The 23,875-nt window shown below is 73.5% G+C and carries 21 protein-coding genes and 1 pseudogene; 10 read left to right on the forward strand and 12 right to left on the reverse strand.

Annotation, left to right across the window (positions count from 1 at the left end; all coding sequences use genetic code 11):
- Positions 1-15: 15 nt before the first annotated feature.
- Complete coding sequence (gene glgA, locus ACGFI8_RS28450; RefSeq protein ID WP_392809467.1) at positions 16-1,209, forward strand: glycogen synthase; 1,194 nt, start codon at positions 16-18, stop codon at positions 1,207-1,209.
- On the opposite strand, the gene pcaD is transcribed toward glgA, so the two are convergent.
- Positions 1,194-1,952 (reverse strand): 3-oxoadipate enol-lactonase, encoded by a 759-nt coding sequence (pcaD, locus tag ACGFI8_RS28455; protein WP_392809469.1) that lies wholly within the window; start codon positions 1,950-1,952, stop codon positions 1,194-1,196. The two genes, glgA and pcaD, sit on opposite strands and share 16 nt — an antisense overlap.
- Positions 1,953-2,155: 203 nt before the next feature.
- Between pcaD and ACGFI8_RS28460 the strand changes: the two genes are divergently transcribed.
- Positions 2,156-4,396, forward strand: a complete 2,241-nt coding sequence (locus ACGFI8_RS28460; protein ID WP_392809471.1) for an ATP-dependent Clp protease ATP-binding subunit — start codon at positions 2,156-2,158, stop codon at positions 4,394-4,396.
- 523 nt (positions 4,397-4,919) lie between these two features.
- On the opposite strand, the gene ACGFI8_RS28465 is transcribed toward ACGFI8_RS28460, so the two are convergent.
- From ACGFI8_RS28465 to ACGFI8_RS28475, 3 genes are all read right to left on the reverse strand, one after another.
- Positions 4,920-5,333, reverse strand: coding sequence for a hypothetical protein (locus ACGFI8_RS28465; protein WP_392809472.1), 414 nt, complete (start codon positions 5,331-5,333; stop codon positions 4,920-4,922).
- 283 nt (positions 5,334-5,616) lie between these two features.
- A complete protein-coding gene (locus tag ACGFI8_RS28470; protein WP_392809473.1) occupies positions 5,617-6,504 on the reverse strand; it encodes a hypothetical protein in 888 nt (295 codons plus the stop codon).
- A gap of 539 nt (positions 6,505-7,043) precedes the next feature.
- Positions 7,044-7,799 (reverse strand): SAM-dependent methyltransferase, encoded by a 756-nt coding sequence (locus ACGFI8_RS28475; protein ID WP_392809475.1) that lies wholly within the window; start codon positions 7,797-7,799, stop codon positions 7,044-7,046.
- A 63-nt stretch (positions 7,800-7,862) separates the two neighbouring features.
- On the opposite strand from ACGFI8_RS28475, the pseudogene ACGFI8_RS28480 reads away from it, so the two are divergent.
- The 3 genes and pseudogenes from ACGFI8_RS28480 to ACGFI8_RS28490 form a co-directional block, all read left to right on the forward strand.
- Positions 7,863-7,979, forward strand: a pseudogene (locus ACGFI8_RS28480) (sigma factor-like helix-turn-helix DNA-binding protein); the annotation flags it as partial.
- 90 nt (positions 7,980-8,069) lie between these two features.
- Positions 8,070-8,291, forward strand: coding sequence for a hypothetical protein (locus ACGFI8_RS28485; protein WP_392809477.1), 222 nt, complete (start codon positions 8,070-8,072; stop codon positions 8,289-8,291).
- Positions 8,263-9,024 (forward strand): methylenetetrahydrofolate reductase, encoded by a 762-nt coding sequence (locus tag ACGFI8_RS28490; RefSeq protein ID WP_392809479.1) that lies wholly within the window; start codon positions 8,263-8,265, stop codon positions 9,022-9,024. Before ACGFI8_RS28485 ends, ACGFI8_RS28490 begins: the two co-directional genes overlap by 29 nt.
- 1 nt (position 9,025) lies before the next feature.
- Here ACGFI8_RS28490 and ACGFI8_RS28495 read toward each other — a convergent pair whose 3' ends face one another.
- Positions 9,026-9,982, reverse strand: a complete 957-nt coding sequence (locus ACGFI8_RS28495) for a GlxA family transcriptional regulator (RefSeq protein WP_392809481.1) — start codon at positions 9,980-9,982, stop codon at positions 9,026-9,028.
- Between the two features lie 74 nt (positions 9,983-10,056).
- On the opposite strand from ACGFI8_RS28495, the gene ACGFI8_RS28500 reads away from it, so the two are divergent.
- The 3 genes from ACGFI8_RS28500 to ACGFI8_RS28510 all read left to right on the forward strand — a co-directional run bounded on the left by ACGFI8_RS28500 (position 10,057) and on the right by ACGFI8_RS28510 (position 13,056).
- Entirely contained in the window at positions 10,057-11,355 is a 1,299-nt protein-coding gene (locus ACGFI8_RS28500; RefSeq protein ID WP_392809483.1) for an APC family permease, read from the forward strand.
- Positions 11,356-11,414: 59 nt separating this feature from the next.
- Positions 11,415-11,756, forward strand: a complete 342-nt coding sequence (locus tag ACGFI8_RS28505; RefSeq protein ID WP_392809484.1) for a YciI family protein — start codon at positions 11,415-11,417, stop codon at positions 11,754-11,756.
- 88 nt (positions 11,757-11,844) lie between these two features.
- Entirely contained in the window at positions 11,845-13,056 is a 1,212-nt protein-coding gene (locus tag ACGFI8_RS28510) for an RNA polymerase sigma factor (RefSeq protein ID WP_392809638.1), read from the forward strand.
- A 67-nt stretch (positions 13,057-13,123) separates the two neighbouring features.
- Here the strand turns inward: ACGFI8_RS28510 and ACGFI8_RS28515 are convergent, their stop codons facing one another.
- From ACGFI8_RS28515 to ACGFI8_RS28545, 7 genes are all read right to left on the reverse strand, one after another.
- Positions 13,124-14,872 carry an MFS transporter gene (locus ACGFI8_RS28515; protein ID WP_392809486.1) on the reverse strand — a complete coding sequence of 583 codons (1,749 nt, stop codon included), beginning with the start codon at positions 14,870-14,872 and terminating at the stop codon, positions 13,124-13,126.
- Entirely contained in the window at positions 14,869-15,294 is a 426-nt protein-coding gene (locus ACGFI8_RS28520) for a MarR family winged helix-turn-helix transcriptional regulator (RefSeq protein ID WP_392809487.1), read from the reverse strand. The genes ACGFI8_RS28515 and ACGFI8_RS28520 overlap by 4 nt, the downstream gene beginning before the upstream one ends.
- 161 nt (positions 15,295-15,455) lie before the next feature.
- On the reverse strand, positions 15,456-16,631 hold the full coding sequence (locus ACGFI8_RS28525) for a cation:proton antiporter (RefSeq protein ID WP_392809489.1): 1,176 nt from the start codon (positions 16,629-16,631) through the stop codon (positions 15,456-15,458).
- 7 nt (positions 16,632-16,638) lie between these two features.
- Entirely contained in the window at positions 16,639-17,121 is a 483-nt protein-coding gene (locus ACGFI8_RS28530) for a cation:proton antiporter regulatory subunit (RefSeq protein ID WP_392809491.1), read from the reverse strand.
- 75 nt (positions 17,122-17,196) lie between these two features.
- On the reverse strand, positions 17,197-17,934 hold the full coding sequence (locus tag ACGFI8_RS28535; RefSeq protein ID WP_392809493.1) for an IclR family transcriptional regulator: 738 nt from the start codon (positions 17,932-17,934) through the stop codon (positions 17,197-17,199).
- A gap of 112 nt (positions 17,935-18,046) precedes the next feature.
- Positions 18,047-21,307 (reverse strand): bifunctional lysylphosphatidylglycerol synthetase/lysine--tRNA ligase LysX, encoded by a 3,261-nt coding sequence (gene lysX, locus ACGFI8_RS28540; RefSeq protein WP_392809495.1) that lies wholly within the window; start codon positions 21,305-21,307, stop codon positions 18,047-18,049.
- 189 nt (positions 21,308-21,496) lie between these two features.
- Positions 21,497-22,237, reverse strand: a complete 741-nt coding sequence (locus ACGFI8_RS28545) for a polyphosphate kinase 2 family protein (protein ID WP_392809496.1) — start codon at positions 22,235-22,237, stop codon at positions 21,497-21,499.
- A gap of 96 nt (positions 22,238-22,333) precedes the next feature.
- On the opposite strand from ACGFI8_RS28545, the gene ACGFI8_RS28550 reads away from it, so the two are divergent.
- Positions 22,334-23,368 (forward strand): YbhN family protein, encoded by a 1,035-nt coding sequence (locus tag ACGFI8_RS28550; RefSeq protein ID WP_392809497.1) that lies wholly within the window; start codon positions 22,334-22,336, stop codon positions 23,366-23,368.
- 1 nt (position 23,369) lies between these two features.
- Positions 23,370-23,846, forward strand: a complete 477-nt coding sequence (locus ACGFI8_RS28555) for a GNAT family N-acetyltransferase (protein WP_392809498.1) — start codon at positions 23,370-23,372, stop codon at positions 23,844-23,846.
- Positions 23,847-23,875: the final 29 nt, after the last annotated feature.

A 23,875-nucleotide genomic window follows, 5' to 3' on the forward strand; every position in this document is an offset into this window, starting at 1 on the left:
ATTACTGTTTGGGGGGTGCGAGTAGACCTGCTCACTCGAGAGTACCCGCCCGACGTCTACGGCGGTGCGGGCGTACATCTGGAGTACCTGGCCCGCGAGCTTCGCAACCTGCGCTCGCCCGCCCTCGACGTGCGCGTGCACTGCTTCGGGGCGCCGCGCAGCGAGGCCGGCGTGACCGGCTATGCCGACCCGCCCGGGCTCGCCGGCGCCAACGCGGCGCTGCGCACGATGGGCGTCGACCTCGAGATGGCCGCAGGTTGTTTGGGCACGAACATCGTGCACAGCCACACCTGGTACGCCAACCTCGCCGGCCACGTGGCCAAGCTGCTCTACGGCGTGCCGCACGTGGTGACCAGCCACAGCCTCGAGCCGCTGCGGCCGTGGAAGGCCGAGCAGCTCGGCGGCGGCTATGCGCTGTCGTCCTGGTGCGAACGGACCGCGATCGAGGCCGCCGACGCGGTCGTCGCCGTCTCCGCCGGGATGAAGGCCGACGTGCTGCGCGCCTACCCGGCCGTCGACCCGGACAAGGTGCACGTGGTCTACAACGGCATCGACACCGAGCAGTATTCGCCCGACCCGGCCACCGACGTGCTCGAGCGCCTCGGCGTGGACCCCGACCGGCCCAGCGTCGTCTACGTCGGGCGGATCACCCGGCAGAAGGGCCTGCCGTACCTGCTGCGCGCCGCCCGCCGGCTGCCGCCCGGCACCCAGATCGTCCTGCTGGCCGGCGCCCCCGACACGCCGGAGATCGCCGCCGAGGTGACCGCGCTCGCCGGCGAGCTCAGGGCCACCCGCGACGGCGTCGTGTGGGTCCAGGAGATGCTGCCCAAGCGCGAGGTCATCCAGGTCCTCACCCACGCCACGCTCTTCGTGTGCCCGTCGATCTACGAGCCGATGGGGATCGTCAACCTCGAGGCGATGGCCTGCCAGACCGCGGTCGTGGCCACCGCGACCGGCGGCATCCCCGAGGTCGTCGCCGACGGCGAGACCGGCCTGCTGGTGCCGATCGAGCAGGTCAGCGACGGCTCCGGCACCCCGCTGGACGAGTCGCGGTTCGTCGCCGACCTCGCCGACGCGATGATCGCCCTGCTGGAGGACCCGGCCCGGGCGGCGGCCTTCGGGCGGGCCGGGCGGCAGCGCGCCGTGGACCATTTCTCGTGGGCGGCCATCGCCGACCGCACCCTGGCGGTCTATCAGTCCGTGACGTGATCCATGATCAGCTGGGCGATGACGTCCGGCTGCTCCACGTTGGCGAGGTGGGCCGCGTTCGGTACCACCACCAGGCGGCTGCCCCGGATGCCCTCGTGGATGCGCTCGCCGTGCTCCGGGGGCGCGCCCGGGTCGTCCGCCCCCGAGATCACCAGCGTCGGGGCGGCGATGCGGGCCAGGTCGTCGCGCTGGTCCATGTCGGCGATCGCCTCGCAGCCGGCGGCGTAGCCCTCGGCCGGGCAGGCGGCGATCATCGCCCGGTAGGGCGCCACCCGGGCCGGCAGCGCCGCCCGGAAGCGCGGGGTGAACCAGCGGCCCAGCACCGCGTCGGCGATCGGGCCCATGCCGCCCGCCCGCACCTGCTGCGCCCGGGTCAGCCAGCCCTCGGCCGGCGGCAGGTGCGCGGCGGTGCAGATCAGCACCAGCCGCTCGATGCGCTCCGGGGCGTGCGCGGCCAGCCACATGCCGACCATGCCGCCCAGCGACAGGCCGCAGTACGACGCCCGCTCGATCCCCAGGCGGTCCAGCAGCGCCAGCGTGTCGTGGCCGAGGTCCTCGATGCGGTACGGCCCGGGCGGCACCGGCGAGCCGCCGTGCCCGCGGTGGTCGAAGCGCACCACCCGCAACCGGTCACCGAAGAGCGGCAGCTGCGGCCGCCACATGTCGAGGTTGCTGCCCAGCGAGCCGCCGAGCAGCAGGAAGGGCGCGCCGAGGGGGCCCGTGGTGCGTTGGAACAGCGTCAAGCCCGGCACCGCATACTTGTACCACCTCGCCTCGCGCTTCGCTCTGAGCGCAACGGTGGCCGGCCCCCTTCACGCTATCTTTGGTCCGGGTAGCGCGCCTGCCCGAGTCACCACGGTGACCAAGAGGCCTCGACTCAGCGCATCTTCCTTCACTGCGAGGGCGGGTGCGGTTGCCGGCGCCCGCCGGAAGGCGTCGATGCCCCATGTTCGAGCGCTTCACCGACCGTGCCCGCCGGGTCGTCGTGCTGGCCCAGGAGTCCGCCCGCATCCTCAACCACAACTACCTCGGCTCCGAGCACCTGCTGCTCGGCCTGCTGCTGGAGGGCGAGGGCGTGGCCGGCTCCGCCCTGCGCGCCCTCGGCGTGACCCTGGAGGCCGCCCGCCGCGAGGTCGAGGACATCGTCGGCGTCGGCGCCAACGCCCCGGCCGGGCACATCCCGTTCACGCCGCGCGCCAAGAAGATCCTCGAGCTGGCCCTGCGGGAGTCCCTGCGCCTGGGACACAACCACGTCTGCACCGAGCACGTCCTGCTCGGGCTCGTCCGCGAGGGTGAGGGCACCGCCGCGCAGATCCTGGTCCGCCTCGGCGCCTCGCCCAACTCGCTGCGCGCCCAGATCATGGACGGCCTGACCGGCCACCCGGCCGCGTCCGTCCCCGACCACCCGGCCGCCAGCCCCACGTTGGAGCAGTTCGGCCACAACCTCACCGAGGACGCCCGCAACGGCGCCCTCGACCCGGTCATCGGCCGGGAGCGCGAGATCGAGCGGGTCGTGCAGATCCTCACCTGCCGGCGCAAGAACAACCCGATCCTGACCGGCGAGCCCGGCGTCGGCAAGACCGCCGTCGTGGAGGGCCTGGCCCAGCGCATCGTCGCCGGCGAGGTGCCCGCCGCGCTGGCCGCCCGGCAGCTGTACTCGCTCGACCTCGGCGCGCTGGTGGCCGGCTCGCGCTACCGCGGCGACTTCGAGGAGCGCCTCCGCAAGGTCATCAAGGAGATCCGCACCCGCGGCGACGTCATCGTCTTCATCGACGAGATCCACACCCTGGTCGGCGCCGGCGCCGCCGAGGGCGCCATCGACGCCGCGTCGCTGCTCAAGCCCCTGCTGGCCCGCGGTGAGCTGCAGACGATCGGCGCGACGACGACGGAGGAGTACCGCCGCTACATCTCCCGCGACGGCGCCCTGGACCGCCGCTTCCAGCAGGTCGTCGTGGACGCGCCCACGCCCGGGCAGTCGATCGCCATGCTGCGCGGCCTGCGCCCCGGCTACGAGGCCCACCACGGCGTGACGTACACCGACGAGGCCCTCACCGCCGCCGTGACCCTCGCCGACCGGTACGTCCCCGACCGCCGCCTGCCCGACAAGGCCATCGACCTGCTCGACGAGTCCGGCGCCCGCGCCCGCATCGCCGCCTCGCCCGCGGACGACGCCTCCGGTGTGCCCGCGCCGGTCGTCGTGGACAGCGCTCGGATCGCCGAGGTGCTGGCGGCCTGGACGGGCATCCCGGTCGGTGCACTGTCGCAGGGCGAGGCCACCCGCCTGCTGGGCTTGGAGGCAGCGCTGCACGGCCGGGTCGTCGGCCAGGACCACGCGGTGCGAGCGGTGTCCCAGTCGATCCGCCGCGCCCGCGCGGGCCTGTCGGACCCGAAGCGCCCAACGGCGTCGTTCATCTTCGCGGGCCCGTCGGGCGTCGGCAAGTCGTCCCTGGCCAAGGCCCTGGCCGAGCACCTGTTCGGCACGCAGGAGGCGCTGATCCAGCTCGACATGTCGGAGTACCATGATCACCACACGGTCGCCCGCCTAGTCGGCGCCCCGCCCGGCTACGTCGGCCACGACGACGGCGGCCAGCTCACGGAGCGCGTGCGCCGCCGCCCGTTCTCGGTCATCCTGTTCGACGAGGTCGAGAAGGCCCACCCGGACGTCTTCAACACCCTGCTGCAGATCCTGGAGGACGGCCACCTGACCGACGCCCAGGGCCGCCGCGCCGACTTCCGCCACACGATCCTGATCCTGACCACCAACCTGGGCACCGCCACCACGGAGGCCGGCTTCGCCCTGCCCGACCCCTTCGCCGCGCCCGGCCCCCGCCCGGCGCCCTCCACGTACGCCCGCGACCTGCGCCGCCACTTCCGCCCCGAGTTCCTCAACCGTATCGACGATGTACTGGTCTTCCACCCGCTGACCACGCACCACCTGCTGGCTATCGTCGAGTCACTACTGACCCGCGTGTCGACGGAACTGGCCGCCCGCGGCGTAGCACTGACCGTGACCCGCAGGGCCCGCCTGCACCTGGCCGAGTCCGGCGCCGACCCGGCCCTGGGCGCCCGCCCGCTGCGCCGCACGATCCAACGCGAGCTGGAGAACGAGCTGTCCACCCGCCTCCTGAACGCCACCCTGCCCGCGGGCACCACGGTGACGGTGGACGCCCACCCGGCGGCGCGCTGACCTTCACCACCACGCAGGCGCCGCCGGCCGACAGCCCCGGCACGACGGCCGCCGCCCCAACCCCGGAACCGGCGCGAGCACGGTAGCGACGACTACAGGGCGCGGCCGCGGGTGCCAGCCACCGCCGCGGCCGCCCGCCGCCCAACAACCCGCGGCTGCCAGCCCGTGCGCGGGCGCAGGCATGGGCCCGTACGGCGTCAGTTCGCCGCCGGCGCAACGCTCTTTCGGTGTCGGCGATATGTCGGGCGCTGGCCCACCCGACATATCGCATCTATACCCCGCCGGGGCACAAGGTCTGATTTAGCGCGACCGTCAGTTGGCTGGCAGCGCCAAACGCCGACACCGCTAAACGCAGCGGCGTTGAACGTGCTGCTCCTTGTACGTGTCCACTCCGCGATCATGACGAACGCGCTGCGCCGGCATGTGGAGCGGGTGTTCGGGGCGTGCGCCGGCGTGCCGATCATGGCGGCGATGATGGTCGTCGCGGCCGCGAGGCTGCGGCGGTCAAGGGCCTTGTGCCAGGTCAGGTTTCCTTCGGATGCGCGTTCCGGTTGGGTCCGAGGGCCACGAACCAGCGGTGGTCGTGGCGGTAAAGCCACAGTTGCTCGGTGAACGGCGCACCGTTCACCGTTCCGACGACGTCGACCCGTTTCGTCGCGTCCGACTCGGTGTCGCCGATCGAGGTGCTGGTGACCATCAGTTTGTTGTCGCCGAACTGCTCCAACCGGTTGGAGATCTCACCACCGGCGTCGTGGTCGGGGTCGGCAATGTTCTCGAGACGACCACGGTCATGCGCCTTGAGCGCCGCGACGTATTCGGAAACCGCTGATTCCGGGCTGGCTGCGCCGTCGGGCCCGCGTCGCACCAGGTAGACAGTCACACCAATCGCGGCGAGAACGACGATTCCCGCGACGACCAGCAAGAGTTTTCGGCTCATGCCCGGTGAGCATCGCATCGCTGCCGCAAATAGCAAGACTCCGGCCGCGTCAGCGACCGACGATCGACAATGCCTAACGGCGTGTTCGTGTCCACCGCCGCCCGCCGCCCGCCGCCCGCCGCCCGCCACCGTCGCGGCGCGGGCCGCCCCTGCGGGCGGCCCCCGCGCACCGCCCCGGATGGGCCACGCACCGCACCGCCGTGCGCGACACACCGGAACGACGAGGCGCACACCCCGGACTGCCGCATGACCCGGGCACCACACCCGGGTCATGAAACAGGCCTCAGGGCGCACTGAAGGTGACGGCGGCGTCGTCGGTCTCCTGGGCGGGTAGGACGGCGATCTCAGGTGGGAGGACCGTGCGGGTGGTGGCGTCGTCGTCGAGGGTGATGTCGTACGCGATCGGGGCGCCGGTCGAGGACCAGTGCGCGCCCAGGACCGTGCCCTCGCGGCGGAGGCCCTTGCCGGGCAGGCGGATGCGGGTGCCCGGGGCGTGGCCGTCCTCGGTGACGATCAGCAGGGCGTCGAGGGTCTGGCGCACGCCCTGCCAGGGTGCCGGGGGGACCTGGGGCTCGCCCGCCTTGTCCTCCGTCGGGGTGCACAGGCGGCGATGGGCCAGGGTCAGCAGGTCGGCCGCGTATCGGGTGGCTGGCTCGGGGTGGTGCTGGGTGGCGGCCAGGGCCGCGTCGATGCGGTCCCAGCGGGGCGCGGCGTGGTCGTCCAGCAGGGCCCGGGCGGCTCGGTCCAGGTCGGCGCACGCCGTGTCGACCGCGGTCTCCTCGCCCAGCTCGGCGGTCCAGGCCAGGTCCAGCGGGGCCGGCACCAGGCCGGGGGCCTCGTGCGCGACCACGAGATAGACCATGGCCAGGAGCTCTGGGCGCAGGTCGCCGGTGTAGAACGGCAGGCCGGCGGTCTCGCCCGGGGGGAAGCGCTCGGTCAGGTGACGGGCGCGGCCGGCCGGGAGGCGGGAGGCCGTCCGGGTGGCGGCGAGCTTGTCGGCGGCCGAGCGCTCCTCGCGGGCGATGATGCTCCAGCGGCCTCGGGACAGGGCCACCGGATACACCGTCCGGCCCGCGTTGCCCAGCGTCTCGCCCGGGGACAGGCCGGCGCTTGCGAGTTGGCGGGCGGCTACCGAGTACGCGACGCCGGCCTGCGCGGCGTGGGCCCGCACCGCGCGGCGGCGCGCGCGGTCGCGGCCGGATCGGGAGCTCGGCCGAGACCCCGGCGAAGAACGCGAAGAGGACGCCGCTCCAGGCGGAGACGAAGGCGAAGCGGGCGCCGCCCCAGGAAGGGGCGAGGAGGGCGGTGGTGGGGCAGGGGGCGGGGATGGTGGTTCGGACGGGGGAGCGAGGTCCTGCGGTTCTTCGGCCATTTCCAGAGTCCTCCGGCGTCGACCCACGCTCGCACCGATCGGACGGCGAATACCTCCGCCGGGCATGGCAGGGCACGGCCCGGATCGGCGCGCTGAGTCGAAGCCTCTTGGCCTCGGACCCGGTCGGCGTGGGCGGCCGGGTAAGGCACGGGCAGGCGCACTGCCCACGCACAGAATACCGCCCGTCCCCGCCCCGCGCCCGCCCCATCCGCCCGCGTTGACTGGGCGTTGATTGATCGCGTTCACAGCGTCACGAAGGATCGCAGCGCCAGGGCCGGGCCGATCAGGCGTCGCCGTCAGCGAACCATCCGGCCCGGGGCCCCGGCCGGATCAGCGGTTCAGCGCTTGACGCCGACTCCGCCGTAGCCGTGGGAGACCTGGTCCTCGCCGGGGTCGGGGCGCCACTCGCCGATCCACGCCAGGCCGGGGTCGAGCAGCTCGAAGCCGTCGAAGAGGCGCAGGATGTCCGCCCGGGTGCGCGGCACGATCGGTGCGCTGGCGCGGCGGTACACCTGCGTGCCCTGCCGCGCGGGCGCCGCGTCGACGCCGTCGAGGGTCAGGTGCGACACCACCAGGTGGCTGCCGGGCGCGGTCGCGTCGCGCAGCCGCCCGACGAGGCTCCACGGGTCGGCCTCGTCGGGCACGAAGTGCAGCATCGACACCAGCAGCACCGCGACCGGCTCGGCGAGGTCGAGGTGGCCGCACACGTGCGGGTCGGCCAGCAGCGCGTCCGGGTCGCGCAGGTCGGCCAGGGCGACCGACACCCGCTCGTCGCCCTCGACGAGGATGCGCGCCTGCGCGACCGCGACCGGGTCGTTGTCGACGTAGACCACCCGGCTGCTCGTGTGCTCGTGCACGTTGCCCTGGGTGGGCAGGCCGGCGCCGATGTCGAGGAACTGCCGGACGCCGGCCTCGCTGAGGTGGCGCACGGCGCGCTGCATGAACCGCCGGTTGGTCCGGGCCGCGGCCGGCGTGTCGGGGAAGATCTCGAGGATCTTCTCGGCGGCCTCACGGTCGACGGCGAAGTTGTGGAATCCGCCGAGGTAGTAGTCGTACATCCGGGCGACGTTCGGAACCGTGGCGTCGATCGTCATGCGCGCCACCCTAGCGGCCCGCCGGGTGCGAACGCGGCCCGAGACTGTTGCCGTCCGGCAAGGGGCAACCTGACCCAGACGCAGATCGCGGCCGAGCTGGGCATCTCGCAGATGCACGTGTCCCGGCAGCTCGCCAGCGCGCTGCGCGGCCTGCGCGAGCAGCTGACCCGCGAGGACTGAGACGGACTCACCCACACGGGTGGCCCCGCCCGCGCGCCCGCCGCGCGGGCCGGCGCCGGCGCCGTAGCGTGGTCCCAGGGGGTGGGCGAAATGGGTAAATCGCCGGAATTGAAGTGGGTACTGCGGCCGAGCCGCGCCGAGCTCGCCGAGCACGACGGCAAGGAGATCTACGCGTTCGGCGACACCGACGCGGTCGGGCGGGTCGAGGTGACCCTGACCGACGGCACCCGCGTGCGCGTCCGCCGCAGCGAACTCATTCGTGCTGACGCTTTAGGGTGTCGGGGTGGGGAACGACTTCGAGATCGTCTGTGAGATCGAGCCGCCGACGCGGCCCGACATCCGGCACGTGCGGCACCAGATCGGCGTGCTCGCCCCGGTGGCGCACGCGTTCCTCATCCCGGACAACCACATCGGCCGGGCGACCGTCTCCAGCATCGCCGTGGCGCACGAGGTCGCCGCGATGGGCGGGCGCAGCATCGCGTGCCTCAACTCCCGCGACCGCAACCTGCTGGGCTTCCAGCGTGACATGCTCACCGCCGCCGCGTACGGCGTGGACGAGTTCCTGTTCGTGCACGGGGACAAGCCCACCGCCGGCGAACGGGCCGGCGAACTCACCGTCCGCGCGATGATCGCCGAGGCGCGGGCGATGGGGGAGCGCCCGGGCTTCAACCGGCCGCGCATCGGCGTCGCCGCCGGCCTGCGCCGGGTGCCGGCCTGGAAGCGCGAGGCCGACTTCGTCTTCGCCCAGATGTGCTTCGACGTCGGCACGCTGCTGCGCTGGCGCGACCTGGCGGCGCTGGAGCGGCCCGTCTACGCCGGGGTGCTGGTGCTGGCCAGCGCCGGGATGGCCCGCCGGCTCTCGGCGATGATCCCCGACATCGACATCCCGGCCGCGCTCGTCGACCGGGTCGAGGCCGACCCGCGCTCGGGCGTGGCGGCGGCCTGCGAGCAGGTCGAGGCGCTGCGCGCCAGCGGCGCCTTCGACGGCGTCCACCTGGTCACCGTGTCCCGCTACCGGGAGGTGGCACTGAGTCTCGAACGCTGACTCAGCGGTGGAAGACCTGGCGGTACGTCGTCGGGGTCACGCTGGTCTGCCGGGCGAAGTGGGTGCGCAGGTTCGCCGGGGTGCCGAAGCCGGTGCGGCGCGCGATGCGCTCGATCGAGTCGTCGGTCGTCTCCAGCAGTTCCTGGGCCAGGCGTACCCGCTGTCCGACCAGCCACTGCAGCGGGCTCGTGCCCATGTGCTCGAAGAACCGCCGGGCGAACGTGCGCGGGCTCAGCCGGGCCTCGCGGGCCAGGTCGGCGACGGTCAGCGGCTGGTCGAGGCGCTGCCGGGCCCAGTCCAGCGCGCCGCCGAGCGCGTCCGGGGTGCGCGGGCGCGGCGGCGGGGTGGCGAACTGTGACTGCCCGCCGTCGCGGTGCGGCGGTACGACCATCCGGCGGGCCACCTCGTTGGCCACTGCGGCGCCGTGGTCGAGGCGGACCAGGTGCAGGCACAGGTCGATGGCCGCGCCGGTGCCGGCCGAGGTGAACACGCCGCCGTCCTGCGTGTAGAGCACGTCGGGGTCGAAGGTCACCCGGGGGTAGCGCTGGGCGAAGTCGAAGGCGTTCATCCAGTGCGTGGTGGCGCGGCGCCCGTCGAGCAGCCCGGCGGCGGCCAGCACGTACGCGCCGGTGCAGATGGCCACGATCCGCCGGCCCCGGGCGTGCGCCTCGCGGACCACGGCGACGAGCTCCGGCGGCGGGTCCACCTGCCGCGCCCGGGCGAACGCGGGCAGGAGCAGCGTGTCGGCGTCGGCCAGCGACTCCAGGGGGTGCGGCGCGTCGATGCTCAGCCCGGAGCGCGCCCGGTGCCGGCCCGGGGCCGCCGCGGCGAAGCGCAGCTCGTACCAGGGATCGGCCAGGTCGGCCCGGTCGATGCCGAACACCTCGCACGGCACGGCGAGCTCGAACACCGGCAGGTCCTCGGTGACCGCGACGCCGACCACGTGACGCTTGCCCATGGCAGGAATCTATCGCAGAACGGCATTCCTGCCACTCGTGGCCGCCACGGTACCGCATGATGATCGTTGCCGTGATGACCGTTCAACAGGGTGCGGCCCTGTCCATCGGGGCCGTGCTGGGCACCGGCGTGATCGCGCTGCCCGCGCTCGCCGCGCAGACCGCCGGCCCCGCCTCGCTGATCGCCTGGGCGGCGCTGGTCGCGCTGTCCGTCCCCCTCGCGGCCACCTTCGCGGCGCTGGGCGCCCGCTATCCGGACGCCGGCGGCGTCGCGACCTACGCGCGGAGGGCGTTCGGCCACCGGGCCGCCGCCGTCGTGGGCTGGTCGTTCTACTTCGCGGTGCCGGTCGGCGCCCCGGCCGCCGCGCTGTTCGGCGGCGCATACGTGGCCGCGGCGGTCGGCGGCGGCACCCGCACGGCGCTGCTCACCGCGGCCGCGCTGATGCTCACCGTGACCGCCGGCAACCTCGGCGGTGTGCGCGTCTCGGGCCGGCTGCAGCTCGGCCTCGCCGCGCTGCTCGTCGCGCTGCTGCTCACCGCCACCCTCACGGCGCTGCCGCACGCCTCGGCCGCCAACCTGCACCCCTTCGCCCCGCACGGCTGGTGGGCGGTCGCGCCGGCGGCGGCCGTGCTGGTCTGGGGCTTCGCCGGCTGGGAGGCGGTCACCTCGCTCGCCGCCGACTTCCGCCACCCGCGCCGCGACCTGCCCCGGGCGACGGCGATCGCGCTCGTCGTGGTCGCCGTGCTCTACCTCGGCATCGCCGCCGCCAGCATCCTCGTGCTCGGCCCGGCGGTCGCCGCGCAGGGCGCCGGGGGCGACCGCCGGGCCGAAGCGCCGCTGGCGGAGCTGCTGGCTATCGGGATCGGTGGCCAGGTCCGTAGTATCGCCGCCGGTGCCGCCGTGCTGCTCACCCTGGGCACCATGAACGCCTACTACGCCGGCGCCGCCAAGCTCGGCGCGGCGCTCGGCCGCGACGGCGCGCTGCCGGCCTGGTTCGGCCGCGGCGCCGCGCCGGGCTCGGTGCCCCGCCGCAGCCTCATCGTCGTCGCGCTGCTCGGCGCCGCGTCGCTCGCGCTCGTCGCGGCCACCGGGACGGGCACCCGGGCGCTCGTCCTGCTGACCAGCGGGTGTTTCGTCCTGGTGTACCTCGTGGGCTCCGCCGCGGCGATCCGCCTCCTGCCGCGCGGCTCCCTCGCCCGGTGGTGCGCGATCGTCGCGTTCCTCTCCGCCGTCGGGCTGCTGGTCGTCACCGGCTGGTACGTGCTCGGCACGCTCGTGATCGCGGCCGGTGCCCTGCTGTACGCCCGCCGGGGGAGTACCGCAGAAAAAACGGCGGAGATTTCCGGTCGCACTGTCGATTCGGTCGCGGCCTGATTGACGTAGGAGTGTCAGTGAGCACGCTGACACCGCTACGCAGTTGAGGAGAGCCCGAGATGGCCCAGTACCTGATTCTGATCTACGAGGACGAGGCCGGTTACGAGAACCCCGACCCCGCCGTCTGGCAGCAGGCGATGGAGGCGCACGGCCGCTTCGCCGAGCAGGTCGTGGAGCTCGGCGGCACCCTGGCCGGCGGCAACGCGCTGCAGCCGACCCCGACCGCGACGTCGATCCGCGGCGACGTCGTCACGGACGGCCCGTTCGTGGAGACCAAGGAGGTCCTCGGCGGCTACTACCTGATCGACGCGAAGGACCTCGACCACGCGCTGCAGATCGCCAAGCTGTGCCCGGCGCCGTTCGGCGGCGTCGAGGTGCGCCCGGTGATGGTCTTCGAGTAGGACGCGCCGGGATCCCGTGTCCGAGACTGACGCCGCCACCAGCGTCCGGTCGGCGATCGCCGACGCGCACCGCCGCGAGTGGGCCCGCGTGCTCGCCGCGACGGTGCGCGTCGCGCGCGACCTGGACCTGGCCGAGGAGTGCGTGCAGGACGCGTACGTCTCGGCGATGGACGCCTGGCTGCGCCAGGGCGTGCCGGCCAACCCGGGCGCGTGGCTGACCACCGCCGCCCAGCGCCGCGCGCTGAACGCGCACAAGCGCGCCGCGACGCTGCGCTCGAAGCTGCCGCTGCTCGTCATTCCCGACGAATCCGATATTTCCGAAATGTCGGATGACGATGACCCGTTCCCGGACGACCGGCTGCGGCTCGTGTTCACCTGCTGCCACCCGGCGCTGGCCCGCGAGGCCCAGCTGGCCCTGACCCTGCGCCTGGTCTGCGGCCTGACCACCGAGGAGATCGCGCGCGCGTTCCTGGTCAGCGAGCCCACCATGGCCGCCCGCGTCACGCGGGCCAAGAAGAAGATCGCCGCGGCGCGGATCCCGTACCGGGTGCCGTCGGCGGGGGAGCTGCCGGAGCGCCTCGACGCGGTGCTGACCGTCGTGCACCTCGTCTTCACCACCGGCCACGCCGCACCCACCGGCGCCGCGCTGCTGCGCCACGATCTGGTCGAGCGCGCCCTGGACCTGGCCCGCACCCTGTGCGCGCTGATGCCCGACGAGCGCGAGGCGCTGGCCCTGCTCGCCCTGATGCTGCTGCACGACGCCCGCCGCGCCACCCGCGTCGACGCCGGCGGCCGGCTGCTGCTGCTGGAGGAGCAGGACCGCACCCGCTGGGACCGCGGGCAGATCGCCGAGGGCCTGCGCCTGGTCCGCGCCGCGCTGCGCGGCGGCCGCCCGGGCCGCTTCGCCCTGCAGGCGACGATCGCGGCGCTGTACACCGAGGCCCCGACGTACGCCGACACCGACTGGAGGCAGCTGCGCGACGTGTACGACCTGCTGCTGGCCGCCTGGCCCTCCCCGGTCGTCGCCCTGAACCGCGCGGTGGTCGTGTCGATGCTGGACGGCCCGGCCGCCGGCCTGGCCCTGATGGACGTCCTGGCGCAGGACCCGCGCCTGGCGGGGTATCACTACCTGCCGGCGGCCCGCGCCGACCTGCTGCGCCGCCTCGGCCGCCGGGAGGAGGCCCGCGCGGCGTACGAGGCCGCGATCGCCCGCTGCGACAACGCCGTCGAGCGCGCCTTCCTGTGCTCGCGACGCTCCCGACTCGACACGGACGGGCCGGCACCCCACTCCCCGGGGTGATCCGGCCCGTCCGCTGCGCCGCGCCCGGCCCGTGGCTTCACCGGGCCCGCGCCTTCCCGGTCGGGCTCTACGAGGCGGCCGGCTCCGCGGCCGCGGCGGTCTCGCCGATGTGGTGCTTCGCGGGCTTGATCAGCGAGGCCAGGGCGCCGATCACCGCCATGCCGATCGCCAGCCAGAACACGATCACCAGGCCGTCGTGGAACGGGCCGGAGACCAGGTGCGGGAAGAACTCCCGGCCGGTCAGCGTGGTCGCGTTGGCCGGCGGCAGCTGGCCGAGCAGCTGCGGGCCGAGCAGCGACTGGATCGGGTTGTACCCCAGGAAGGCGGCGAACAGCGTGCCCACCGGCGGCAGGTCGGCGATCTGGCTCGCCGCCGCGGCCGGCACGCCCTGCGCGGTGAGGCCGCTGTTGAGCGAGGCCGGCAGCGAGCTGGACAGCCCGGCGATCATGAGCGAGAAGAACACGCCGATCGACAGCACCATGCCGGCGTTCTGGAACGTGGCTCGCATGCCCGACGCGGCGCCGCGCATGTGGGCCGGGACGCTCGACATGATCAGCGACGTGTTGGGCGCGGCGAACAGGCCGCCGCCGAGGCCGTTGAGGAACACCAGCACGGCGAAGACCCAGTAGCTGAAGTCGGTCGGCAGAATCAGCAGGCCGCCGAAGGACAGCGCCATGACGAGCAGGCCGACGGCGCCGAAGAGCCGGGGGCCGTACTTGTCCGACAGGTGCCCGGCGATCGGGCCGGCGGCGAGGAAGCCCACGGTCAGCGGCAGTAGGTAGATGCCCGCCCACAGGGGCGTGGACTCGTAGGAGTAGCCGTGCAGCGGCAGCCAGATGCCCTGCAGCCAGATGATGAGCATGAACTGCAGGCCGCCGCGGGCGATCGAGGCGAGCAGGCCGGCGACGTTGCCCGAGGCGAACGCGCGGATCTTGAACATCCCGAGCGGGAACATCGGCTCGGCGACGTGCCGCTCGATCCAGGTGAACAGGGCGAGGACGGCCACGCCGCCGATGAGCCCGGCCAGCACCCACGGGTTGGTCCAGCCCTGGCTGTGCCCGCCGTAGGGCTGGATGCCGTACGTGATGCCGGCCAGCAGCGCGGTGAGCCCCGCGGCGAAGGTGAGGTTGCCCCACCAGTCGATCCGTCCGGGCCGTCGCAGGCCGGTGTCGTGGAGGCTGCGGTACGCCCAGATCGTGCCGATCACGCCGATGGGCACGTTGACCCAGAAGATGGCCCGCCAGTTCCACTCGGCGAGCAGGCCGCCGAGGACGAGGCCGATGAACGAGCCGGCGATGCCGGCGACGATGTTCACGCCGAGGGCCATGCCGCGCTGGGCGGCCGGGAACGCGTCGGTGAGGATCGCGGCGGAGTTGGCCATGAGCATCGCGCCGCCGACGGCCTGCAGCACCCGCCAGCCGATCAGCCACAGCGCGCCGCCGCCGCCGTCGAACGGGTCCAGCGACAGGGCGATCGAGGTGACGGTGAACAGCGCGAAGCCGAGGTTGTAGATGCGGACCCGGCCGTACATGTCGCCCAGCCGGCCCAGTGTCACCACGAGCACCGCGCTCACCAGCATGTACCCCATCAGCATCCACAGCAGGTAGGAGACGTTGCCGGGGCTGAGCGGGTTGAGGTGGATGCCGTTGAAGATGGCCGGCAGCGAGATCAGCACGATCGAGGAGTTGATCGTGGCGATGAGCATGCCGAGGGTGGTGTTGGTCAGCGCCACCCACTTGTAGGAGGGATGGTCCTTGCCGGCCGACAGTGCGCCCCGGAAGCCTGACTTTTTGGAAACCTCGAGGGTCTCGGTCACTTGGCGAGCCTCTCCAGCGCCGGTAGCGCAGCCGCGATCAGCGCCTCGTCTTCTTCGGACAGGTCCACGAGCAGGGTGGCGAGGTGTTCGGCCCGCACGGCGCGCCGGCGCTGGAGCAGCTCGATCCCGGCCCGGGTGACCCGGACCAGCACGACCCGGCCGTCGGCGGGGTCGGCGGCCCGGTCGGCCAGGCCCTCCCGCTCGAGGCGCTGGACGAGCTGGGTCATCGCGGGCTGGGTGACGCCCTCCGCGCTGGCGAGCTCGGTGAGCCGCCGTGGTCCTTCGCGCTCAAGTCGCCGCAGCGTCGAGGCGGCCGTGAGGCTGATGTCGTTCGGTGGGTTGCCCTGCCGCAGCAGGCTGAACAGCCGCTCGACGGCGACCGTCAGGCGCGCAGGATCCAGAGCGGTACGGGCAGCGGGCATACCTTCATTCGTATCACGCCCTTATAGAAGCGGCTTATACAGTGCGACCAAGTTCACCCGCGGTTGACGGCGCTTCCAGCGCGCGTCGTCGGACGAGTTGGCGTAGGCGAACGCCGAGCCAGCCGGCCGGGCGGTGGCCGGGGCGCGTGGCTACGGGGTGGCTACGGGGTGGCCTGCCGTGGCCGCCACCGTGTGAACAGCCGCGCCACCGGCTCGGCCGCTCGGGCCGCGAGCGGCCCGAGCACGGCCAGGATCAGCACGTACGCCGCGGCGAGCGGCCCGAGCCTCTCGTTGGTGCCGGCGGCGACCGCGAGCCCGGCGATGACGACGTTGAACTCGCCGCGGGGCAGCAGCGCCGCACCGGCGCGGATCCGGCCGGGCACGGCTACCCCGGCCCGCCACGCGGCGATCCAGCCGGTCGCCAGCTTCGAGACGATCCCGCACAGCGCCAGCAGGGCCGCCGCCGCGAGCACCGGCGGCAGCGCGCGCGGGTCCGTCTGCAGGCCGAAGAAGACGAAGAACACCGCGGCGAACAGGTCCCGCAGCGGGGTCAGCAGCTGCCGGGCGGTGTGCGCCAGCGGGCCGGACAGCGCGATGCCGACCAGGAACGCCCCGACCGCCGCCGAGACCTGCAGCACCTCCGCCACGCCCGCCACCAGCACGGTCAGGCCGAGGACCTTGAGCAGCAGCACCTCGTCGCTCTCGCTGGCCACGAACCGCTCCACCACCCGGCCGAAGCGCAACGCCACGAGCAGCACGAAGCTGATCGTCGCCGCCGCGATGGCCAGGGTCACGCTGCCGCCGAGCCAGCCGACGCCGGCCAGCAGCGCGGTGAGGATCGGCAGGTACAGCGCCATCATCAGGTCCTCGAAGACCAGCAGCGACAGCACCACCGGCGTCTCGCGGTTGCCCAGCCAGCCCAGGTCGCCCAGCACCTTCGCGGTGATGCCGGACGAGGTCACGTAGGTGACGCCGCCGAGCGCGACCGCCGCGACGACGCCCCAGTCCAGGATCAGCCCCGCGGCGAACCCGGGGCCCGCGTTGAGCACCAGGTCGAGCAGGCCGGCCGGGGCCGAGGAGCGCAGCGTGCCGACGAGCTCCGGCGCGGTGTACTCCAGCCCCAGCGTGAACAGCAGCAGGATCACGCCGATCTTCGCGCCCGCGGAGATGAACTCCGAGCTGGTCGTCAGCGGCAGCACCCCGCCCACGCCGAACGCGAGCCCGGCGATGAGGTACAGCGGGATCGGCGAGATCGAGAAGCGCAGCGACAGCGCGCCGAGCAGGCCGAGGGCGAGGATGATGGCGCCGAGCTCGACGAGGATGGTGTCGGGGTGCACGGCCGGCCTATCCGTCGGTGAGCAGCGTCGCGACGCCCTCGGCCCCGGCCGCCGTGCCCACCACCACGATGAGGTCCCCCGCCCGCAGCCCGAAGTCCGGCCGGGGGCTGGCGATCACCTCGCTACCCCGCACCAGCGCCACGATCGAGGCGCCGGTGCGCGTGCGCGCCCGGGTGTCGCCCAGCGTGCGGCCGTCGTAGGGCGAGCCGGGCGCGATCACCAGCTGCTCGGTGACGAGGCCGGCGACCTGGCGCTGCATCTGCGCGAGGTGCTCGACGATGCGCGCGGTGCCGAGGTACTCGGCGATCGTGTTGGCCTCGTCGGCGGACAGGGCCACCGACGCCACGCTGGTGTCGGGGTCGTCCCTGTCGTAGACGACGAGGTCCCGGCGCCCGCTGCGGTGCGAGACGATGCCGATGCGCCGGCCGCGGGCCGTGGTGACCACATGGCTCGTGCCGATACCGGGCAGGTCGATGCGCTCGACGTCCATGACCCATGGTACCGAGGAAGTGATCTACAACCCTCGCCAGTCATGTGCAAGCCGGTCGTGTGCAACGCGCGCGGTTCAGCCGGCCAGGGCGTCCGCGAGCTCACGCGTCGCGCGCAGCACGTACTCGGCCACGTCCTCGGCGTGGTCGTGGGTGAGCCGCGGCAGCGGCATGCCGCAGCTGATCGCGTCGGTCACCGGCCCGTCCGCGCCCGGCACGGCCGCGGCCACGCAGCCGACCCCGGGCACCAGCTCGCCCCGCTCGTACGCCCAGCCGCGGGCCCGGCAGTCGGCCAGCGCCGCGTGGATCTCGGCCCGGTCGATCGCGGAGTCGATGGTGTGCGCCTCGACGCCCTCGTCGAGCATCGCGTCGACCTGGGCGCGCGGCCTCCCGGCCAGGATGGCCCGGCCGCTGGCCGCCGACAGCGCGGGAAAGCGCCGCCCGATCATCGGGCCGCCGTGCTCGCGCGACGACTCCCGGCTGGCGAGGCAGACGATGGAGCTGCCGTCGAGGCGCACCAGGCGCACCGACTCGTCGAGCTGGTCGCGCAGCCGGGACAGGATCGGGCCGGCCAGCCGCGCGGCCCGGTCGCCGCACAGATAAGCGCTGCCGGGGCGCAGCGCGCCGACCCCGATGGCGAACGACATGCCGTCGGCGTCCGCCTCCACCCAGCCGCGGGCGATGAGACGCTCGAGCCGGCCGCGCAGCACCCCCGCCGGCAGCCCGACCTGCCGGAGCAGGGCGTCGAACGTCATCCGGTCGGGTGCGGCGGCGAGCCGCTCGAGGAGGTCCAGGGTGGGGCTTTCATCGGCCATCGGCGGAACGTTTTCCATCGGCCGCGAATGCAAACATATGGCGGGCCTTTTCGTTATCTTGGATTGATTCCACTCTCGCCGTCCGATGCTACGCCGCACCCACCACCGTCACCTACCGGCCGTCCTTCCGCCGGCCCGGCTTTACCAGCGGGAACGCCAGCGTCTCGCGGATCGACCGGCCGGTCAGCAGCATGACGAGCCGGTCCACGCCCAGCCCCAGCCCGCCGCTGGGCGGCATCGCGAACTCGAACGCGTCGAGGAAGTCCTCGTCGAGCTCCATCGCCTCCGGGTCGCCGGCCGCGGCCCGCAGCGATTGCGCGGTCAGCCGGGCCCTCAGCTCGACCGGGTCGACCAACTCCGTGTACGCCGTGCCGAGCTCCATGCCGAATGCGACGAGGTCCCAGCGCTCCGCCAGCCGCGGGTCGTCGCGGTGCTGGCGGGTCAGCGGCGAAACGTCGACCGGGAAGTCGGTGTAGAACGTCGGGCGCACCGTGGCCGCCTCGACCAGGTGCTCGTACAGCTCCAGCACCAGCTGGCCGTGCGTCCACACGTCCTGCCAGGCGACGTGCAGCTTGTCGGCGAGTTCGCGCAGCTCCTGCACCGTCGAGCCCGGCGACACCTCGGTGCCCGCCGCGCCGGAGACGGCCGCGTAGACCGGCACTACCGGCCACTCCTCGCGCAGGTCGACCACGACGTCGCCGCGGCGCAGGACCGGCTCGTCGCCCGCGGCGGCCAGGACCAGGTTCCGCGCCAGCGCGCGCATGGTGGTGTAGTCGCCGTACGCCTCGTAGGCCTCCAGCATCGTGAACTCGGGGTTGTGGGTGGCGTCCACGCCCTCGTTGCGGAAGTTGCGCCCGATCTCGAAGACCCGCTCGACCCCGCCGACGGCGAGGCGCTTGAGGTACAGCTCGGGCGCGATGCGCAGGTAGAGGCGCATGTCGTAGGCGTTGCTGTGGGTCATGAAGGGCCGGGCGTTGGCGCCGCCGTGCACCGGCTGCAGCACCGGCGTCTCCGCCTCGACGAAGCCGCGCGAGTGCAGCGCGTGGCGCAGCGCGAACGTGATCGCCGAGCGGGTGCGGATCATGTCACGGGCCGGCTGGTTGACGATGAGGTCGACGTGGCGCTGCCGCACGAGCGACTCGGGGTCGTGGATCCCGCGGTGCTTGTCGGGCAGCGGGCGCAGGCACTTCGCGGTCAGCTCCCAGCGCTCGGCGAACACCGACAGCTCGCCGCGCTTGGACGTGCCGACCTCGCCGGTGACCCCGACGTGGTCGCCGAGGTCGACGGTGGCGGCGAACTCCGGCCGGTCCACCAGCAGCACCTGCAGGTCGCCGCTCCAGTCCCGCAGCGTCGCGAAGCACAGCGACCCGTGGTCGCGCAGGCGGATCACCCGGCCGGCCACCGCCACCCGCTCGCCGGTGCGGCGGTCCGGGGCCAGGCCGGCGTGCGCCGCGCGGACCTCCGCCAGGCTGTGCGTGCGGCCGAAGCCGGGCGGGTAGGGCTCCACGCCGGCGGCGCGCAGCGCGTCGAGCTTCGCCATCCGGATGCGGACCTGCTCGGGCCGCCCGGCGGTCACGGCGGCGGGCGCGGGCGCCTCCTCGCCGGTGATGATCAGCTCGCGGCGGTCCGCGGTGAACGGCGCCGTCGAGCCCCGCCGCAGCAGGGTGCGCAGCCGCGGTACGACCACGAAACCCTCGGCGAGGCCGGAGGCGAGCCCGACCTTGGGCAGGTCCCGGACGTCCTCGAAGCACAGGAAGCGGGGCAGCCACTGCGGGTTGTACTTCACGTTCGACCGGTACAGCGACTCCAGCTGGAACCAGCGCGAGGCGAGCAGCAGCAGCGCCCGCCACAGCCGCAGCACCGGGCCGGCCCCGATCCGGGCGCCCTCCTCGAACACGGCCCGGAACACGGCGAAGTTCAGCGACACCCGGTGCACGCCGATGCGCGACGCCTGGAGCATCAGCGTCGCCACCATGAACTCGATCAGCCCGTTGTCCGACTGCCGGTCGCGGCGCATCAGGTCCAGCGACAGCCCGCCGGTGCCCCACGGGGTGAACGACAGCAGCGCCACCGCCCGCCCGTCGGGGTCGTGCGCCTCCACCAGCACGCAGCGGCCGTCGTTGGGGTCGCCGAGGCGGCCAAGGGCCATCGAGAAGCCGCGCTCGGTCTCGGTGTCCCGCCAGCGCGCCGCGAGCTCGATGATCCTCCCCATCTCGTCCGGGCTGATCTCGGAGTGCCGCCGGATGCGCACCGTGTACCCGGCCCGCTCGACCCGGTGCACCGCCTGGCGCACCTGCCGCAGCCGGGGCGACTCGAGGTCGAAGTCCCGCACGTACAGGATCGCCTCGTCGCCGAGCTCGATGACCCGCAGGCCGGCCCGCGCGTAGGCGGTGGCGCCCTCCTCGCCGGCGCCCATCACGGCCGGCGTCCAGGCGTACTCCCGCGCCTCCCGCAGCCACGCCTCGATCGCCGGCGGCCAGGCGTCGGGGTCGCCGAGCGGGTCGCCGCTGGCCAGGGACACCCCGAAGACCACGCGGTAGGTCACCGCCGCCCGGCCCGACGGCGACAGGATGACCTCCTTGTCGCGGCGGGTGGCGAAGTAGCCGAGGGAGTCGCGCTCGCCGTGCGCGGCCAACAGCCGGCGCACCGCGCGCTCCTCGTCGGTGTCCAGCGAGGCGATCATCCGCTGCGAGCGCAGCAGCGCGAAGAGAGCCGAGAACAGCGCGATCGCGCCGAACGTGCCGAGCACGAGGTTGACCCAGCCAGGGGCCCGCCCGTGCCGGCCCACGTCGAAGCCGAACGCCCCGCCGAGCACGATCCGGCCGCTGTACCCTAGCCGCGCGATCCCCGGCCCGAGCGAGCCCGGGAACAGCTCGAGCAGCCCCCACCCGACGAGGGTGAACGCGACCAGCAGCACGCCCAGGGTGATCAGCGCCTTGGGCAGGCTGGCCCGCTGGACCCGGGCCCGGAACTCGCCCCGGGCCAGCCACAGCAGGCCCACCAGCGCCGCCGTCACGACCAGGTTGGTCGAGGCCGCGGCCACCCCATGCCACGGCAGGCGTATCTCGTGCGCCTCCTCGCCGCGCTCGCCGACGTCGGAGAGCACGAACACGTCGTACAGGCCCTGCATCGTGAGGATGACCGCGAGCAGCCAGAAGGTGATCCGCTTGCGGTTGCGCACGCCGGCCGCGAGCGTGATGAGAAACGCGGCGTAGCCCACGTTCGGTGGTGCCGGAACCAGCAGCGCGTCGATGCTCGCCCGCACGGGGTGAACCCTCGAGCCGAGCGCCGCACTCACCGCGGCGACGGCGCACAGGGCCGCCACCACCGTCAGGCCGACGGCGAACCAGTCCGGGATCCGCTCTCGCTTCACCGGGACATCATGCCCTGGACACTCAACTGTTCTCTTGGATGTAGTCAACTGTTCTCTTGGATGTACCGTTTCAGGTCCTTGTCACCGAAGCGGGCGAAGCCGCGCCGGAAGGCGGCGTGGTCGTCGGGGATGAGCGCGGTGATGTCGTCCATGTCCGCATCTTCACCCGTTTCGGGGGTTCCCAAACCGTCAGCCGTGCAGGCCGAGCGCCCGTTCGACCTCGTGGCAGACCGTCTCGACGACGCCGACGCGCGCGGTCGGCTTGTCATCGGCGGCGATCACATGCCACGGCGCGGCCGGGTGGTCGGTGCGCCGCAGCATGTCCTCGACCGCCGCCTTGTACTCCGGCCGCTTCTTGCGGTTGCGCCAGTCCTCGGCGGTGAGCTTCCACGCGCGCAGCGGGTCGTTGGCACGGCTGTTGAACCGGCGCAGCTGCTCCTTCGAGGAGATGTGCAGCCAGAACTTGACCAGGATCATGCCCTCGGCGGTGAGCGTGCGCTCGAACTCGACGATCTCGTCGTACGCCCGGGTCCACTGCGCTTCGGTGGCGAAGCCCTCGACCCGCTCGACCAGGACCCGGCCGTACCACGACCGGTCCAGCACCGTCATCCCGCCCCAGCCGGGCAGGACCGGCCAGAACCGCCAGAGGAAGTGGTGCCGCTTCTCGTCGAAGGTCGGCGCCGCGAACTGCGCCACCCGCACGTGTCGCGGGTCGAGGTGGTCGACCAGGCGCTTGATCGAGCCGCCCTTGCCCGACGCGTCCCACCCCTCGAACACCACGCACAACGGCGGGCCGATCGTGTGGTCGCCGATCTGGCCGCCCAGGGTCAGCCGCAGCCGCAGCAGCCGCTCCTGCGCCGCCGTGAGCCTGGCCAGCGCCACATCCGGGGGCAACGTCGCGCTGAGATCAACCTTCGACAGCCGCTTCATGCCGTTCAGCCTGCCATGCCCCGCGGGTGACGAGCGCAACTGAGAACGTCCTGAGGAAGGGGCCGATTCGCGACCGGCGGATGGGAACCTGATCTCGTGACCACGCGACGGAGGACGGTGCTGCGGGTCGCCGGGCTGCTCGTGGTGCTCACCGTCGCCGCGGTCACGCTCCGGGACAACCTGCCCGACCTCGGCCAGACGTTCGCCACGCTGGCGTCCGCCCACCCGTGGTGGATCGTGCTCGCCGCCGCGGCGGAGATGACCTCCCTGCGGCATTTCGCCCTGCAGCAGCGGCGCCTGCTGGCCGGCTTCGGGGTGCGCATGTCGGTGCCGCGCGCCGTCGCCGTCACGTTCACGCGCTCGGCCATCTCGTTCAGCCTGCCGGCCGGCTCCGCGGTGTCGGCCGGCTTCGCGTTCCGGCAGTTCCGCACCGCGGGCGCCAGCCGCCGCACCGCCGGCGCGGTCGCCGTGCTCTCCGGCGTGCTGTCCGGGGTGGCGCTCGTGCTGATGTACGGCGCGGTGGTGCTCATCCCGCGCGGCGGGGTGACCGGCCAGACCGACACCTTCGTGCTGGTCGTCGCGCTGCTGGTGACCGGCGCCGTGGTCTTCGCCCTCGACTACCTCCTGACCCGCCGGGGCGGCCCGGCGGGGCCCGATGCCGACGGCGAGGAGCCGGAGCCGGCGGCCGGGGGCTGGTACGCCCGCTCGGTGGCGGCGCTGCGGCGTACCCTGTTCGACCTGCGCCGGCTGCCGCGCCGCTCGTGGGTGCTCTCGCTCGTGCACGCCACCGTGAACTGGGGCCTCGACCTCGCGTGCCTCGCCGCGACCGCCGCGGCGTTCGACATCGACGTGAGCCTGGTGCGCCTGGCCACGGTGTACCTCACGGTGCAGCTCGTCCGGCAGGTGCCGCTCAGCCCCGGCGGCATCGGCGTCGTCGAGGTCGCGCTGCTGGCCGGCCTCGTCTCCGCCGGCGCCGGGCACGGCGCGGCGGCGGCCGCGATGCTGGTGTACCGGCTGCTGTCCTGCTGGATGATCATCCCGCTCGGGCTGCTCGCCTACGCCGTCCTGCGCCGCGGCGGACACGAGCCGCCCACGCCGGTCAAGCCGCCCGCGCTCGCCGGCCGGGGCTGACATGGCACACGAATCGTTCACCACCACCACCACCGTCGCGGCGACCCCCGCCGACCTGGCGGCGGTCCGGCGGCTGGTCGCGGAGGCCTACACGGTCTACGTCCCGCGCATCGGCCGCGAACCTGCCCCGATGACCGCCGACTACGCCGCGCTGATCGACCGGGGCCGGGTGTGGGTGACCCGCACGGCCGATCGGGAGGGGCTGCTGGGCGTGCTGGTGCTGATCCCGTTCGCCGACCATCTGCTGCTCGACACCGTGGCCGTCGCCCCGCTCGCGCAGGGCCGGGGCATCGGCGCGGCCCTGCTGGCCTTCGCCGAGGCCCACGCCCGCTCGCTCGGGCTGCCGGAGATCCGGCTGTACACCAACGCGGCGATGCACGAGAACCTGGCGTACTACCCGCGCCGCGGCTACACGCAGACCCACCGCGGCACCGTCGACGGCTTCCACCGCGTGTACTTCGCCAAACGCCTGCCCTGACACGAAACCGCCCCGCGGCCGGTGACCCG

The organism is Dactylosporangium sp. NPDC048998 (assembly GCF_043197855.1).
Lineage (GTDB): Bacteria > Actinomycetota > Actinomycetes > Mycobacteriales > Micromonosporaceae > Dactylosporangium.